Annotated in this window: 14 protein-coding genes; 9 read left to right on the top strand and 5 right to left on the bottom strand. The window is 66.4% G+C overall.

The features are described 5' to 3' along the window. Positions 1 to 63: 63 nt before the first annotated feature. Complete coding sequence (locus tag ACFOY6_RS16475) at positions 64 to 732, bottom strand: transposase (protein ID WP_379639950.1); 669 nt, start codon at positions 730 to 732, stop codon at positions 64 to 66. Between the two features lie 517 nt (positions 733 to 1,249). Here ACFOY6_RS16475 and ACFOY6_RS16470 point away from each other — a divergent pair. Continuing rightward, on the top strand, positions 1,250 to 2,080 hold the full coding sequence (locus ACFOY6_RS16470) for a replication initiation protein (RefSeq protein WP_379639946.1): 831 nt from the start codon (positions 1,250 to 1,252) through the stop codon (positions 2,078 to 2,080). Positions 2,081 to 2,182: 102 nt separating this feature from the next. Here the strand turns inward: ACFOY6_RS16470 and ACFOY6_RS16465 are convergent, their stop codons facing one another. Then, on the bottom strand, positions 2,183 to 2,485 hold the full coding sequence (locus ACFOY6_RS16465; RefSeq protein WP_109518883.1) for a chromosome partitioning protein ParB: 303 nt from the start codon (positions 2,483 to 2,485) through the stop codon (positions 2,183 to 2,185). Then, positions 2,482 to 3,144: a ParA family protein gene (locus ACFOY6_RS16460; protein ID WP_109518884.1), complete on the bottom strand. Its 663-nt coding sequence runs from the start codon at positions 3,142 to 3,144 to the stop codon at positions 2,482 to 2,484. Before ACFOY6_RS16460 ends, ACFOY6_RS16465 begins: the two co-directional genes overlap by 4 nt. Before the next feature lie 529 nt (positions 3,145 to 3,673). On the opposite strand from ACFOY6_RS16460, the gene ACFOY6_RS16455 reads away from it, so the two are divergent. The 8 genes from ACFOY6_RS16455 (at position 3,674) to ACFOY6_RS16420 (ending at position 14,411) form a co-directional block, all read left to right on the top strand. Continuing rightward, positions 3,674 to 4,261, top strand: a complete 588-nt coding sequence (locus tag ACFOY6_RS16455; protein ID WP_379639932.1) for a hypothetical protein — start codon at positions 3,674 to 3,676, stop codon at positions 4,259 to 4,261. Next, entirely contained in the window at positions 4,258 to 4,542 is a 285-nt protein-coding gene (locus ACFOY6_RS16450; protein WP_379639928.1) for a DUF1883 domain-containing protein, read from the top strand. The genes ACFOY6_RS16455 and ACFOY6_RS16450 overlap by 4 nt, the downstream gene beginning before the upstream one ends. A 41-nt stretch (positions 4,543 to 4,583) precedes the next feature. Beyond that, complete coding sequence (gene istA / locus ACFOY6_RS16445) at positions 4,584 to 5,615, top strand: IS21 family transposase (RefSeq protein WP_379640182.1); 1,032 nt, start codon at positions 4,584 to 4,586, stop codon at positions 5,613 to 5,615. After that, positions 5,612 to 6,394: an IS21-like element helper ATPase IstB gene (istB, locus tag ACFOY6_RS16440; RefSeq protein ID WP_379651688.1), complete on the top strand. Its 783-nt coding sequence runs from the start codon at positions 5,612 to 5,614 to the stop codon at positions 6,392 to 6,394. The genes istA and istB overlap by 4 nt, the downstream gene beginning before the upstream one ends. A gap of 81 nt (positions 6,395 to 6,475) precedes the next feature. Then, a complete protein-coding gene (locus ACFOY6_RS16435) occupies positions 6,476 to 7,072 on the top strand; it encodes a toll/interleukin-1 receptor domain-containing protein (protein ID WP_379639923.1) in 597 nt (198 codons plus the stop codon). 566 nt (positions 7,073 to 7,638) lie between these two features. Next, entirely contained in the window at positions 7,639 to 7,926 is a 288-nt protein-coding gene (locus ACFOY6_RS16430; protein ID WP_099097439.1) for a toxin-antitoxin system TumE family protein, read from the top strand. Further along, entirely contained in the window at positions 7,923 to 8,306 is a 384-nt protein-coding gene (locus ACFOY6_RS16425) for an HVO_A0114 family putative DNA-binding protein (RefSeq protein WP_176559973.1), read from the top strand. Before ACFOY6_RS16430 ends, ACFOY6_RS16425 begins: the two co-directional genes overlap by 4 nt. A gap of 144 nt (positions 8,307 to 8,450) precedes the next feature. Beyond that, positions 8,451 to 14,411, top strand: coding sequence for a DUF3320 domain-containing protein (locus tag ACFOY6_RS16420; protein ID WP_379651687.1), 5,961 nt, complete (start codon positions 8,451 to 8,453; stop codon positions 14,409 to 14,411). Between the two features lie 139 nt (positions 14,412 to 14,550). Here ACFOY6_RS16420 and ACFOY6_RS16415 read toward each other — a convergent pair whose 3' ends face one another. Next, entirely contained in the window at positions 14,551 to 15,147 is a 597-nt protein-coding gene (locus tag ACFOY6_RS16415; protein ID WP_379651686.1) for a hypothetical protein, read from the bottom strand. Next, entirely contained in the window at positions 15,144 to 15,659 is a 516-nt protein-coding gene (locus ACFOY6_RS16410) for a hypothetical protein (RefSeq protein ID WP_379651685.1), read from the bottom strand. The genes ACFOY6_RS16415 and ACFOY6_RS16410 overlap by 4 nt, the downstream gene beginning before the upstream one ends. Positions 15,660 to 15,757: the final 98 nt, after the last annotated feature.

Here is a 15,757-nt window from a genome sequence, read left to right as displayed (position 1 = left end):
TCAGGACAGCGGCAGCATCGGCGATCGGGGCGGCCAGCCGCTCCCCTCCAGGAACTCAGCCGGTCAGGTCACCTGGGGAATTTTCCGTCGGCACCTCTGGGGAGTATTCACCCGGCGTCTACAAAAGCCGCTGTCTCCGACGACGATGATCTCTCGCCCCCGCAGCCATCGGCGGGCCTGCACCACCAGCTGGCGGGCCCAGCCGGTGAGCTTCTTGTGCCGGAGGCCGCGCACCCGGCAGTACCGCTCCGAGGGCGCCAGGGCAGTGAGGAAAGGCAACGCCCAGATCCGCCCAGCCCAGGGAACAGGGGCCAGTAGCATCAAGCTGATCCAGCGTAGGCCGGAAGCCTTCACGAAATGCCCGTGAGAGGAGCGCACCGGGTCACGGTAGATGCCTTTGGCAGCGATCCGCTTGCCGCGGCGGCGCTCGATGGTGTCGTCGATGCCCAGCACCACCGGCCCGCTCGGCGCGAAGGCTTCGATCAGGTGCCCCAGCAGGAGGCGCAACGCCGCCCGGGAGTTCCAGGCCGCCCGGCTGAGCACCCGGTGGTAGTTCACGAAGCGCCTCTCCCGTGCGAGCCCGGTGACGCGGAGCAGGCTTGTCACCGTGCGCTTGCCCGGCGCCAGAATGGCCCCGATCAACAGCACCTTGGCGTGGCGCCAACTCCGCTGGAAAAGGAGCGGCGCAAAGCTCAGGATCACCGCGGCGAAGCGGGTCGGCAGGCAAAGCATGGTGACGTCTCTTGGCGGGGACGCATCATCCTAGCCGGTCAGCCCGCTCCGCCACCTCGGATCCGGCCCAGATGGCCAAAGTCGAGGTAAGGCCCCCTTTCAAAAGCCAATGCGCCGTCAGACGCATTCCGTTTGGCGGCGCGTAACGCCGTCTTTGTGGCGCTGCTTTACGTTATCCACACCCTGTGGATCTGTTCTTTAAGTTCTAATACTATAGTTTCTTAATTTCAGGGGACGATTTCAGAAACGGAATCAAAGGCTTGCAGCGCCTATCGTAAGAAATTGGGGGCGCATCGTAAGCGATTGGGGGCCTGTATCGTAAGCGATTGGGGGGCTATCATAAGAAATCGGGGGGGGCTGGCATGGTAGTTATCCACAACGCACTGGAGTCATGGAAAGAAGCGCCTTTTCCCTTGCAAACGGCCCTAGCGGGCTATCGTAAGAAATTGGGGGCGCGTGCGCGGCTTACGTAAGAAGGATATTGCCCCGCCTTACGTTATGAGTTAGGCATGAAGGCATGGGGAAGACCCTTGCACAGCGCTACAACTCCGATGGCATCGTCAAAGCCGGGGAGATGATCGAGGTAAAAAATACCTCGGCCCTGACCCTGCACGACCGGCGCGTGCTCAACCTGCTCATCCGCCACGCCGCCGATAAGATCGCCGATGACCGCGAGCACGTCATTCTGATGCGAGAGCTGCGCAGCTCACATAAGGGCGGCGAGCGCGTGCGTGACAGTATTGAGCGGCTGATGACCACTCTGGTGCTGGTGCCGACCAAAGACAGCAAGGGTCGCAAGGCGACGCGGCGCACGACGCTGCTGGCGGATACCACCACGACGGATGACGAAGAAAATCCGCAAGGCGAAGTGCGCTACTCATTTTCTCCTACGATGCGCGACATTCTGCGCCGTTCCGAGTATTGGGGACGCATCAAGCCCTACGTGATGTTTGCCTTCTCCACCAAGTATGCGCTGGCGCTCTACGAGGCCCTTTGCCTGCGCCGCAACCTGGCGCGCAGCGAGCAGGATTTCTCGATCGGGGAGTTCCGCGAGATGCTGGGCGTCGCGCCGGACAAGCTGAAGGCGTTTCCCCAGCTCAAGCAATCGGCGCTCGCCCCTGCCATCGGCGAGATCAACACCCTCTCGGACTTCAATGTGGAGGTCGAGCCGTTGCGCGAAGGCGGCCAGCAGCGCGGCACCCTGACTGGCTTTCGGGTGCGCTGGGAGAGCAAGGAGCCGGAAGCGTGGAATGAGGTGCTGACCGAGCTGATGCGCCCCAAGGTCGGCCGCAAGGCGCGCCTGCGTGGGACGGTTGAGAGCGTGGCGGGCGTGCTCGCTCTTGTCTAATCCATTGAAAAAAGCCACCTACGCTCCCCCATTTCCTTACGTTGGAGCCAATTCTTAGCCTCCAGATTTGGATTACCAGGTAATTTTTATTATCGGGTTATTTCATTTACCCGATTTATGGGTGAGGTAGAGCGCCCATGCTTCCTCGATGAGGATGCCCTGCGTCACGCCGCGCCGGGTCGCCTCGGCGGCAATCTCGTCGGCAATGTGTGGCAGCACCTTCGCATGCACCTGGCCGGTGCGCGGGCTGGGCGGGCGGCCGCGCCTGGCCGTGGCATCGCGGGCGACAAAGCCGTGCTGCTCCCCTGCCCTGTCCACGGACTGGATGGCAGCGGGCGACGTATCCTTGGGCCTGCTCTTGAGCTGCTTGATGTCAACGGCGAAGGGTTTGGGCTGATCGCTCATTGGGCAGCCTCCGTCAGGCGCTGGTAGATGGCTTGCGCGAAGGCCGAGGCGTTCTTGATGGCCTCCTCCATACGTCCCTGCGCGGGCATGGAGCGCAGGTCACCGCCGAACTCGAACAGGGCGGAGAATGCAGCGCGCTCCATGAGGGCGGGCTGCACGATGTCCACCCCCTGCCCGCCCAGCGAGGCCTCGATGCCCCGGTGCTGCTTGGACTCGATGCCTCGGGTCATGGTGAACACCACCGCATGGCGGATGGAGCGGCCCAGCGCCTCCTCCTCCTCGCCGATCAGCGCCAGCGTGCGCGCGCCAATAGTGGCATCCAGCGTGGTAGCCCGCATAGGGGTCAGCACCAGGTCGGCCTGACTGATGGCGCGCGAGACCAGTCGGGAAGCGACGCCTTCCAGGTCCACAATGACGATGCCGCCGTCCGCGTCGTGCTTCTGGATGGCTTTCACGATGTCGGATTCCGTGACGTCCGCCAGCAGCGTCATGCGGGGTGGCAGCGCCCGACGCTCACCCCACAGGCTCAGCGAACGGTTGGGGTCGCAGTCGAGCATGGTCACCTGCGCGCCCGCATGGGCTAGTTCCGTGCCCAGCAGTACGGCACTGGTGGATTTGCCTGAGCCCCCCTTGGGCGAGGCGATGACGACAACCGGCATGGGTCCCCTTTCCTCGATAATCCAACACACCGGGTATGTTTGATTATCCGGTAAATTCTTTTACCATGTATTCAATAAAACCAGGTAATTTTAGTTATCCGGTAATCGTGGGTGAGGGCAAGAGTCTGGTGTCCGGGCGACACGCCTGTACGGCCGAACGCCACCAGGAATGGCCTTTCGGCCACAGCGCCAAGCAGGCGAAATTGGAGGCCGGTGCTCAACGAACGCTGGAGTGAAGCTGCGCGAATTCCTAGAATCCGCAACGATGCGGCGCTACCCGGTTCGCTCATGCAGAGGGGAATGATATGCGCGTACTCTGCGCACAAAAAATTACCCCGGGCGCATGCTTTCGCAGAGGCGACACCGGGGTGTACAAAATCAACATAGCTAAAGTGGGCTGATTTTGCAAGAGCACATAAATTCGAGCGCAGAAAATCAGGATGACGAACACGCTGCGCTGAAAGGCGTGCTCTCCACAGAACGCCTCGCAACCTACGTAGGTTGGGCCGGGGGGGACAAAGCGCGGGCGTTGGAACTGTACGCGCTGAATACGGCGCTCTCCGAAGCCCTCAACACGCCCTTGCAGATGTTGGAAGTGGCGCTGCGCAATCGCTTCCACACCACCCTTAGCGCCGCATACGGTCTGTTCTGGTTTGACGCGCCCGACTTCCTGAAGGTGGGGCATCAGGTCGAGCAGGTGCAGAAGGCCAAGGAACTGCTGACGGAGCAGGGCAAACCCCTAGAGCCGGGCCGCATCGTGGCCGCGCTGACCTTCGGCTTTTGGACAGCGCTGCTGAACACCGTGTACGAGGATCTGTGGCGCTCAACGCTGCACCAGGCCATGCAGCCGGACGCGCGTGACGAGAAGGGCAGGGGGCTGAGCCGCAAAAGCCTGACCCGCCCCCTCACACCGCTGCGCGAGTTGCGCAACCGGGTCGCGCACCACGAGCCGATCCTGGAATGGAACCTGCCCAAACACCACGCCAACATCGTGCGGATTACCGGCTGGCTCTCTCCAGCCGCCAAGGCATGGACGCACGCGCGCAGCCGGTTTCTGTCGGTATATCCAGCGCAACCCATCGCGCTGGCAAAGCAGGACGCTCAAGGATGCCCATGAACTTTACGCAGTACGATTTAGGGTACGTCCAAGCTGGCAGCGTGGTGGAAGTCACCCTGCAAGGCAATCAGACCAACGTGCGCCTGATGGATAGCTCCAACTTCTCCGCCTATCGGTCTGGCCGCCAGCATCGCTTCATCGGGGGTCGTGCCCAGCGCTCGCCAGTGCGCCTTGAGGTGCCTCACACGGGCACATGGCATGTTGCCGTCGATATGCAGGGGCTAGCCGGCAGCGTTGTAGCTGCCGCTGTGAAACTGACCCAGGCGCCGTTTGAAATCTGACCCATGCCTAAGGTGGCCCTGTCGTGGTGACGGGGGCCTGGATGGTAGGGGGAGAGGCGGCCTTGGAGATCAGGGTGCTGGCCAAGCATGGACTGGGCGTGCGGGAGATCGCGCGACAGGTCGGGGTGTCGCGCAACACGGTGCGGCGCTATCTGCGGGAGCCCGAGGCAGGCCGCTACCGCGGTCGAGTACCGCAACCCGGCAAACTGGCGGCGTTCGAGGGGTATATCGCGACGCGGGTAGCCTCGGCGCTGCCGGAGCCGCTGGCGGCGAGCGTGCTGCTGCGGGAACTGCGCGAGCGTGGCTATGAGGGTGGCTACACCATCCTCAAGGACTTCCTGCAGCGCCTGCGGCCGGTGGTGATGGCGGAGCCGGTGGTGCGGTTCGAGACGGCGCCGGGTGAGCAGATGCAGGTGGACTGGGCATCGCTACGACGTGGCCCAGATCGGCTGTCGGTGTTCGTGGCGACGCTGGGCTGGAGCCGGGCGGCCTATGTGGAATTCGTCACCGACGAGCGGCTGGAGACCCTGCTGGCAGCCCATGAGCGAGCCTTCCTGGCCTTTGGCGGGGTGCCCAGGGTGGTGCTCTACGACAACATGCGCAGCGTGGTGCTGCAGCGGGACTGCTACGGCCCCGGCCTGCACCGCTACCACCCGGCCTTCCTCGATTTTGCCCGCCATTGCGGTCTGCGGCCGCGGCTCTGCCAGCCCTACCGGCCGTGCACCAAGGGTAAGGTCGAGCGCTTCATCCGCTACCTGCGCGGCAGCCTCTGGGTTCCGCTGGCGAGCCGGATGGCGGCCGAGGGCGTGGTGGTGGACCAGGCGGCGGCAAACCTGGCGGCGGGGCGCTGGCTGCGCGAGGTGGCCAATGCCCGGGTGCATGCGACCACCGGCGCGGTGCCTGCGGAGCGGCTGGAGCAGGAACGCGCGGCCCTGCAGCCGGTGCCGCCGCCCTATCGGGGTTTGGTGCTGCTCGCCAAGGCTCTCCAACCGCCTGCCACGCAGCCGATTGTCGGGCTGCAGCATCCACTGGCGGTCTATGACGCGCTGCTCGCTCCGGCGGGCGTGGCATGAGCAACACCCAGCACGCCCGGATCGTCGAGCTCTGCACGGAGTTGCGGCTGGCGGCGGTCCCCGACCTTTACGGTGCGACGGCTCAGGCCGCGGCGGCGACCGATGCGTCGTTCAGCGACTTCCTCGAGGAGACCCTGAAGGGTGAGCGCGAAGTGCGCCGGGGCCGGGCGCGGGAGATGTTCGCCCGCACGGCGGGGTTCCCCGCGGTCAAGACGTTGGATGGCTACGACTTCGGCTTTGCCACCGGCACGCCGCGGCAGCAGATCCAGGAACTGGCGAGCCTGGCTTTCGTCGAGCGGCGGGAGAACGTGGTGCTGCTCGGGCCCTCGGGCGTGGGCAAGACCCACCTGGCAATCGCGCTCGGCTACCTGGCGACGCAGCAGGGCTGGAAGGTGCGGTTCACCACCGCGGCCGACCTGGTGATGCTGCTGGAGACCGCGCAGCGGCAGGGGCGCCTGAAGGAGGTGCTGCACCGGGCGGTGAATACCTACCGGCTGCTGGTCATCGACGAGATCGGCTACCTGCCGATGGGCCGGGAGCAGGCGAACCTGTTCTTTCAGGTGGTGACCCGGCGCTACGAGCGCGGCGCCATGGTGCTGACCTCCAACCTGACGTTCGGCAGCTGGGACCAGGCATTCGCGGGCGAGACGGTGCTGACGGCGGCCATGCTGGACCGGCTGCTGCACCATGCCACGGTGGTGCAGATCAGCGGCGAGAGCTACCGCCTGAAGGACAAGCGTCGCGCCGGGGTCATGGCCAAACCGAAGCAGACAGAATGAAAAACGCAGCCCGGGTCGGGCTCACCCCCACCCCGGGCAACAGACACGTGGGTCAGCTTTCGACCGGCACATCAATCCAAAGTGGGTCAGTTTTCAAACGGCGTTGACAGCGTACGGTCCGGCATCCGCGTGATACCAGCTGCCGCGCTGCGCCCGCTTCCGGCAATCAACGAAGCTTCGCTGCGCAGCATTCCCAGCCTCGTGCGGGACGCAGAACAGGACTTTGCCCCGACCCCCGAAGCGCCGGATGGGCGCACGTTTGATGTGTTCATCTCGCACGCCTCGGAAGACAAGTACGAAGTCGTCCGGCCGCTGGCTACCGCGCTCGCCAGCGCCGGGCTGAGCGTCTGGTACGACGAGTTCGAGCTGCGGATTGGCGATAGCCTGCGACGGAAAATCGACCGGGGCCTAGCCAGCAGCCGCTTTGGGGTGGTCGTACTCTCCAACACCTTTTTCGGGCGGGGCTGGCCGGAATATGAGCTGGATGGACTGGTGACGCGCGCTGTCTCCGGCGATCAGATTCTACTGCCCATCTGGCACAACGTGACCAAGAAGGAAGTGATTGGCTACTCGCCGTCCCTGGCCGACCGGCTGGCGCGCAGCACGGCCACGCACACCGTGGAGGAGATTGCGGCCGAGATCATTGACGTCATCCGCAATCCTGTCCCGGCCCAGTAGCCCCGCTACCGCCAAGGCGCGCTTTCACGCGTGTGGCGTGGTGCACATGCAGGGCGGCCACCGCAGGCTTTCCGCTCGCCCACATGGCCGCCAGCGCGCAGCTGCGGGCAGGCGCAGGAGCATTGAAGATGCGCTGATTGGGGCACTCGCGCGGTGGGCTAAAGATCGGCACGCTAATAGGGCATTATCGTGTCTGACTTTTCGCTAAGCGCCTGGACTTCCCCAGGAGAAGTGGAGAGCGCTCAGGTAAGTTCATGATCACCTGGAGGCCACCGGCCTCGATCAGGCGGGAGGTGGCGCTGCGTAGCAAACCGCCGCGTTCCTGGTGGTCCCAGCATCTACCATTCTCTGCTTGTCCCGGGTGCCGGCCTGCGCCAGCCGGAAGAGGCTAGCGATGACCTAGCGAACCAGGACGCCCTTTTCCGGCGGCTTTAGCAACCAAATCGGCCTCCTCGAACGGTCACCGCAGGACCAGACGGTACAAGCTGTGTCAGCCATACCCGCATCTTCTACTCCTGCAGCTTATGCCACCTTGAAACATATGGCATCACAGGCCATAGTGACACATGGATGCCATTCGCCTGCACGCCGAGAAGCTAGTGTTCGCGGACGGCGCGATCCGGGAGGAAGTCATCTGGCGCGTACCGTCGCCGGTGCCTCCCAGCGAGCATGGCTACAAGTATCGACTGGTCTACGTGGTGAACGGAACCAGGGTCATCGGGTACGACAACGAGCGCGGCAAAGGCGATCATCGGCACCACCACGGAGCGGAGCATCCTTATCAGTTCCGTGGCTTGGCTGCCCTTCTGGACGACTTCCGCGCCGAGGTTGAGCAGGAAAGGAGCCAGGCATGAGCAAGGTGACCATTCATTTCGCGGTCGATCGCCAGAGGGCTGATCATGACAGCCTCGCGCGCCTGCTGGAGGCGGACGCCCGCTACAACCGCGGGGAAGAGGTCGAGGCCGAGGACCACGTCACGTTCGAGTCGTTCGAGATGCTGCTCAGCGCACTGTCTCCCAAGCGTCTGGAATTGCTCCGTCACCTGCACCAGCATCCAGCGCGCAGCACCAAGGCCCTGGCCGAAGCGATCGACCGCGACTATCGCCGTGTGCATGACGATGTTGCGGCTCTGGCGCAGATTGGGCTGATCGAGCGGGATGGCACAGCGCTGCGGGCACCGCATGATGAGATCGCCTTCGCGCTCTCCCTCAGTGCACCGGCTAAGGCTGCATGATGACAGCAAAGGCGCCAAAGCTGGCGCCTACCAGCTCACATTGTTTCCACCAGCATCGACACCACTCACCTCAGGTGAGCCGCGTCGATGCTGGCTGTTGCCAGTAGATCCTAGGTTCGTAGCGAAAGGCTTGAGGGCTTCCAGATGAGCGTGATGGATGGTTCCAGTGAAGCCACTCCCGAGGCAAGCGAAGCCACCTCAGATCTGCCCCTGGCTGCCCCACAGCCGCCACCTGTCCTCATCAGGGCTTCGCTACAGCCATCCATTAACCTAGCGCTCTGGCACAACCATGTTCCGGCACTGACGGAGCTGTCGATCGAGAACAGGGGTACGGAAACCCTGCGCGATGTGACCGTGGAGTTGCGCAGCAACCCACCTGCCATCCGGCCGCACACCTGGCGCCTGCAGCAGCTGATGCCGGGCCAGATCCGGCCGGTCAATGATCTCGACCTGCCGCTGGATGGTCAGCTGCTCTCCAGCCTCACCGAAGCCACGCGCTGCGAGGTCGTCTTCAGCGTGCAAGCCGATGATCAGGAACACGGCACGCTGCGGCACGACATCCGCCTCCTCGCCCCCTCCGAATGGGGCGGCAGCGTTCAGATACCGGACATCCTGGCGGCTTTCGTGGAGCCGAACGATCCAGCAGTGGCCCGGATCCTGCGGACGGCGTCGGACATGCTGCGGGCTGCGGGCAAGGTGGATAGCTTGGAGGGCTACCAGCGCGGCAACAAGCAGCGCGCCTATGAGCAGGCGGAGGCGATCTGGAGCGCCGCCTGTTCGCTGGACATTCGCTACGTCAACCCGCCCGCCTCGTTTGAGCAGGTCGGGCAGCGCATCCGGCCGCCGCGGCAGATCCTGGAGGAGCGGCTCGGCACCTGCCTCGACACCACCGTCCTGTTGGCTGCCTGCCTGGAGCAGGCCGGGCTCCGCCCCGTTATCGTGCTGCTGCAGGGGCATGCCTTCGCCGGCGTCTGGCTGGCGCAGCAGGATTTCGGCGGCTCCGTCGTGGACGATGCCCCGGGCCTGCGGAACCGCATCGCGCTGGACGATCTGCGGCTGTTCGAGACGACGCTCTTGACCCAGTCTCCGAGAGCCGGCTTTCGTCGCGCCTGCGACGCGGGTGCCGCCCATGTTGCGCTCGGGCAGGACGATAACTTCGTCGCGCTGATCGATGTGCACCGGGCCCGGCAGCGACGGATCCGGCCTCTGCCTAGTCAGCAGCCGCCACAGATTGCCAGGCTGGATGCCGATGTGGAGGAGAGGGCCCCCGACAGCCCTCCGCCCTTGGAGGACGCACCGGTCCTTCGCGAGGAGACCCTCCTCGAAGAGCCTCCAGTCGCGACATCGGCGGACCGCCTAGCCCGTTGGCGCCAGCGGCTGCTGGACCTTAGTGGCCGCAACCGCCTGCTGAACATGAAGCTAAGCGGCAAGCAGGCCCTGGCCATCGACTGCCCCGATCCGGCGCGGCTGGAGGACATGCTGGCGCAGGTCCGGGAGCGGGGCCGGGCAGCGCCCTTCCGGCTGCGGCCCTGGCCGGATCTGGTCGGCGATAGCCGCGACCCACGCAGCGCGGCCCTGCACCGGCGGCGGCTGCATGAGGATGCGCCTCGGACCTTTGCGCGCGAAGCGCTGGAGAAGCGCGAGCTGCTGGCCGATCGCGACGACAGCACACTGCAGACCACGCTGACCGAGATCTACCGTGCTGCGAAGGCGGCCAAGGAGGAAGGTGGGTCGAACACGCTGTTCCTGACCTTTGGTGCCCTGCTCTGGAAGCCGAAGGCGCGGGAGACTGCCTATCGCGCCCCGCTTATCCTGGTCCCGGTGGTACTGGACCGGCCCAGCATCCGCTCCGGCTTCACCCTCAGTGTTCATGACGATGAGCCGCGCCTGAACACGACCCTGCTCGAGATGCTGCGGCAGGAGTTCGACATCCATTTCCCCGGACTGGAGGACGACCTGCCGTCCGATGGGTCCGGGCTCGACGTCCAGTCCATCCTCGATCGCATCCGGTCCAAGCTGCGCAGCATCCCGGGCTGGGAGGTGACGGATGAGGTGGCACTGACCAACCTGTCCTTCACCAAGTACCTGATGTGGAAGGACCTGGCGGATCGCGCCGATGCGCTGCGGGCCAACGAGCTGGCGTGCCGGCTGATGGACGGCGTGACCAGGAATGCCGAGGCGCAGGAAAAGCAGGGCGGTTCGGGCACCGCAGGCCCTGTCCAGGAGATGGAGCCGTCCACAACAGTTCCCGTCTGCCCTCTGGAGGCCGACAGCTCACAGCTGCGGGCGGTGGCTCATGCGGCCGAGGGCCGCAGCTTCGTGCTGATTGGGCCACCCGGCACGGGCAAGAGCCAGACCATCGCCAACATCATCGCCAACACCTTGGCGCAGAAGCGCACGGTGCTGTTCGTGGCTGAAAAGCGGGCTGCGCTGGAGGTGGTGGAGCGCCGGCTGCGTCAGGTCGGCCTGGGTGAGTTCTGCCTGGACCTCTTTTCGGCCAAGTCCGGCAAGATGGAGGTGCTGCAGCAGCTGGATCGCGCCACCCAGGTCGCCGATGCCCTGGCCGATAACACCTGGGATGAGACCCAGGCGGAACTCAGCGGACTGCAGGCCGAGCTGGACGGCTATGTGGCCGACCTGCACCGGCGCGGCCGCAATGGTTGGACCGCCTTTCGGGCCATGGGCTGCCTGTTACGGGCTGAAGGCGCTGGAGTGCCGGAGATCACGCTCTCCTGGCCGGGTGCGGACGCGCATGATGCCGCGGCTTGGCAGCGGCTGCTGCAGACCGTGGAAGACGCCGCGGCGACCATGGTCCAGCTCGGCGACCTGAAAGCTGCCACAGCGCTGCTCGGCGTGGAGCGGGCAGAGTGGTCGCCACCCTGGCAATCGCGCCTGCTGGACGCCGCACGCCGGGCAGCATCCCGCCTGGACGCTGTCGCGGGGGCTCATGCGGCCGCTTTGCGGGCCCTGGCGATTACCCCATCACGATCAGCCACACGCCGCGACCTGCAGGCGCTGGACACCCTGGCCGCGGTGCTGCTGGAACCGCAGGCACAGAGTGCGGGATGGACCGCGTCGGAAGGGGCGCAGGCTGCCCACGAGGCAGTGCTGGCAGCGGAACCACTGGCACAACGGCACCAGGAGCTCACGGCCTCCCTGACGGGGCGCTGGCGCCCGGAAGTCATGGCCCTGCCGTTGCGGGAAATCCGTCGGGAGTGGACCGAAGCCAGCGAACGCTGGGCCTTACCGCGCATGATGGCCCAAAAGGCCGTTCGCAAGCGCTTGGTGGCGACCGTGGAAGGGCCGGTGCCGGAAGATTGCGGCGGTGAACTGGACCGCCTGGTCGCTCTGCAGGAGGTGGAAGCCGGCATCGCGGCTCTGGCCACCGATGCCGCGCCCCTCGGGCGGCGCTGGCAGGGCAGGGGAACGGACTTCGAACGTCTGCAAGCGGACCACGCCTGGGCGCAGCGCCTCCGCGCGGCAACCGGCAGCGTGGCGCAGGAGCCGGCCGGGCTGCTGGCGCTGCGTGACCATCTCCGCCGCCTGCTGCAGGACGGCGCAGACCTGTTGCAGCCGGAAGGCGCCATCGGGCTGCCGCTGCGGCAGTTCCGGGATACCTGGTCTGAAGCTCAGGCGGCCCTGAAGGCTGTGGGCGACGAGAGCGGCAGTGACGTCTCCGCCATTCCTGTGACCGAGGCGGATTGGCTGACGGCACTGGCCGGCCATCTGCGCGGCTGGGAGCAGGCCGCCCGTCATCTGCGGGACTGGTGTGCTTGGTGCGGTGTTGCCCAGCGGGCCGCCGACCTGGGCCTCCGGCCGCTGCTCGACGCCCTGGAGAACGGCCTTGTCGCGCCGGCGGACACGGTTCGGGTTTTCGAGGCCAATTACGCCCGCTGGTGGCTGGGGCTGGTGGTGGAGGATACCCCGCGCCTCCGCGCCTTTGTTGCCGCCCAGCACGAGAAGCGGATCGAGCGCTTCCGGGCGCTGGACACCCATATGCTGTCACTGGCGACCCGTCTGATCCGGGGCCGGCTGGCACAGGGCATCCCCGGGGCGGCACAGCGGCAGCACGACCCTGAATACGTAGTGCTGACCCGGGAACTGGCAAAGAAGCAGCGGCACATGCCGGTGCGTCAGCTCGCCACCAAGATGCCCAAGGCGCTGCGCCGTCTCACGCCCTGCCTGATGATGAGCCCGCTGTCCATCGCGCAGTACCTGCCGGCGGATGCGGAGCCGTTCGACCTGGTGATCTTCGACGAGGCTTCGCAGATCCCGACCTGGGACGCGATCGGCGCGATCGGCCGCGGCCGGCAAGTCATTGTGGTCGGCGATCCGAAGCAGCTGCCGCCGACGAGCTTCTTCTCGCGCCAGATTGCGGTCGATGAGGAGGAAGCGGAAGGGCCTGACGGCACGTTGACGATCACCCAGGATCTCGAATCCATCCTGGACGAGTGCCTCGGCGCCGGCATCCCCTCCACGGAGCTGACCTGGCACTACCGCAGCCGCCACGAGAGCCTGATCGCCTTCTCCAACCACACCTACTACGGCGGCCGGCTCGTCACCTTTCCCTCGCCGGTCACTCGGGATGCCGCGGTATCGCTGCGTCACATCTCTGACGGTGCCTATGCCCGTGCCGGGGCGCGCCACAACCAGCCGGAGGCCCGCGCCGTCGTGGCCGAGGCCGTCGCGCGGCTGCGGGCTGCTCAAGCCGGCGAGGGCCGCGGCTCGGTAGGCATCGTGACCTTCAACGCCGAGCAGCAGAAGCTGATCGAGAACCTGCTGGACGAGGCGCGCCGCGCTGATCCCTCGCTGGAACCCTTCTTCGCGGACGATGCCGAAGAGCCGGTAATGGTGAAGAACCTGGAGAACGTGCAGGGTGAGGAGCGGGACATCATGCTCTTCTCGCTCACATATGGCCCAGATTTGACGGGTCGCGTCGGCATGAACTTCGGCCCGCTGAACCAGACTGGCGGCGAGCGGCGGCTGAACGTAGCAGTGACGCGCGCACGTCAGGGGCTGGTGGTGTTCAGCAGCCTGCGCCCGGAGCAGATCGATCTGAACCGCACCTCGGCGTTGGGTGTGGCGCACCTCAAGCGCTTCCTGTCTTTCGCCGAGCACGGGTCGCGGGCTTTTGCCATTGGCGAAGGTGCCTCGCTCGGTGACTACGAGAGCCCCTTCGAGGCCGCCGTGGCACAGCGGCTGCAGGCCAAGGGCTGGGTGCTGCACCCGCAGATCGGTGTTTCCGGCTTCCGGGTGGACCTGGGCGTGGTGGATCCCGACCTGCCGGGCAGCTTCCTGGCCGGTGTGGAGTGCGACGGCGCCACCTATCACCGGGCCGCCACGGCGCGCGATCGCGACCGGCTCCGCCAAGTCGTGCTGGAGGGGCTCGGCTGGCGTATCGTCCGGATCTGGTCCACCGACTGGTGGACAAACGCCAGTCGGGAGGTGGACCGGCTGCATGCCCTGCTGGAGGCCGCGCTCGCGGAGGCGCGGAGTGCCCGATCCCGCAAGGCGGAGGAACTGCAGCAGCGTGATCCGGTGCCACAGGCGCAGGCAGCCGACCCTGCTGTGCTCGCGGCTATCGAGGCGGTTGAGCCGCAGGAGCTTGAGACAGGCACAGACAACACCGCGGTAGTCGGACAGAGCGAGGTCAAGGCCGACGGTGAACTCTTCTACGAGGAGGACTACCTGCCCCAGCTTGCGGAGCTGGTGGCCCATGAGATCGCCAGTCACGGGCCGATCCGCGACGATCGGCTGGCGCAGCGCATCGCGCGGGCCCATGGCTTCCAGAAGACTGGGCGCAGGATCCTGGAGCGGGTGCTGGCTGTGGTCCCAGCCGACTGCGCGCGGACTGAGGAAGAGGTGGGGACCTTCATCTGGCCGCGGCACGCCCAGCCGGCGCTCTGGGACCACTTCCGAGGTGCTGCTGCGGACCAGGCACTGGATCCTGCCGACCTGCCTATCGAGGAGCTGCGGGTCCTGGCTGCCAGTCTGAAGGCTCAGTACCACGACGAGGAGGTCCTGCTCCTGGCAATGCGGGACGCCTGCAACCTCGGTCAGCTACGGCAGGGAACGCGGGACCGCTTCCGGCAGGCTATCGGCTGACGGAAGCGGCGTCTGTGGTGATGGTGTCGAACTGCGCCACGAACTCTGCAGGCATGGCTCGAGAGGGGCTCGGATTATGCGCGCAGGAATGGACACCTGCCTGAGCCGGAGGTGACACTCTCCGACCCGCACGCCGGGATTACGAGCGCGGCCCGGCTGGCGCCGCCAGGGGCGGCGCATCTTCCAGCCACAGCGGCACCGCGCAGGCCCGTCGGCCACTGGCGTCCGACCACACCGCGCGTCCCTCACAGCGCGCCAGTAGGCCCACGAGATCATTGCGGCGGATCGCGTCGGCCCAGGCCCGCGCCGAGGCCGAACCATTCGACAGCGCGGCACGGATGACGCCTGCAGCGCTCCGCACCTCCGCCGCCTCCGTCGATCGTCCCCACAGGTAGCCGCCACCGAACGCTCCCAGCAGCAGCACCGCGGCGCCGAGCCCCGACAGCACCGCCAGGCGCCGGGACTGCGCCCCGGCCTGGCGCACGAAATCGGCCCGGCACGCTTGCACGAGCTGACGCGTCATCTCCGCGCGCGCTTTCGCGTCCAGCGGCTGCCGGCTGGCCTCGGCGTGGTGCAGCAGCTCGCCCATGGCGCCGAGGCTGGCCCCAAAGGCGTCCAGGACCGGTCCGAGCGGATCGCCTTCCAGTTGCGCCTTCGACGCCGCCAGGCGCAGGTCGGCGCGGGCGCGGCCGATGGCCGCGCGCGGGTCGGCCGCCGCTGTGGTTGTTGCGCTCACGGGATCCACGAGCGGATCGGCACCAGGGCCGCGGCCATGTCCGCCATCCACTTGCGGACGCGGCTGCGGTCGAAGGGGCCGAGGATGGCGCCGGGCTGGTCGGCCGGGGCCTGGCCGTCGCGGGCCTGGCCGAAGCGGAGCCGCTTGCCCTCGATCTCGGCCGCTACGCCCGCGTCCAGCCGCGGCATCCAGATCGGCACCGCCCCACGCTCCACGGCGGCGCGGAAAGCGCTGTGCCGCAACACGCGGGCGAAGGCCTCCTCCCGCGGCACCGTGGGATCGGCGAGGCCGGCGTTGAGGATCAGCGCCGTGGCGCGGGGCTGAAAGCCCTGCGCCTCATAGCCAGCCAGCACGCCCAGGTCATCGACGCGCGGGGAGAGGGTATAGAGCGCCACCGGCTGCACGCCGGCCTCCTCCAGGCTGCCGACGAGATCCGGCACCTCCTCCAGCAGCTTGCCCATGCTGAGGTCGCCGCCGCCCATGTCGAGCAGCGCGCTTTGCTTCTCGGCCATGACTGTTGATTGCCACTGAGACCTGACCCGGTTTGGGGTAAAGTTGCCACTGAGAGTTGACCCATGTTCGGACGCTAGCCTCGGCCTTTTGGGCGGGG

This window comes from Teichococcus aestuarii, from assembly GCF_042651065.1.
Classification (GTDB): domain Bacteria; phylum Pseudomonadota; class Alphaproteobacteria; order Acetobacterales; family Acetobacteraceae; genus Pseudoroseomonas; species Pseudoroseomonas aestuarii.
Note: the sequence above shows the minus strand (reverse complement) of the source record. Positions and strands in the feature narration are given on the sequence as shown.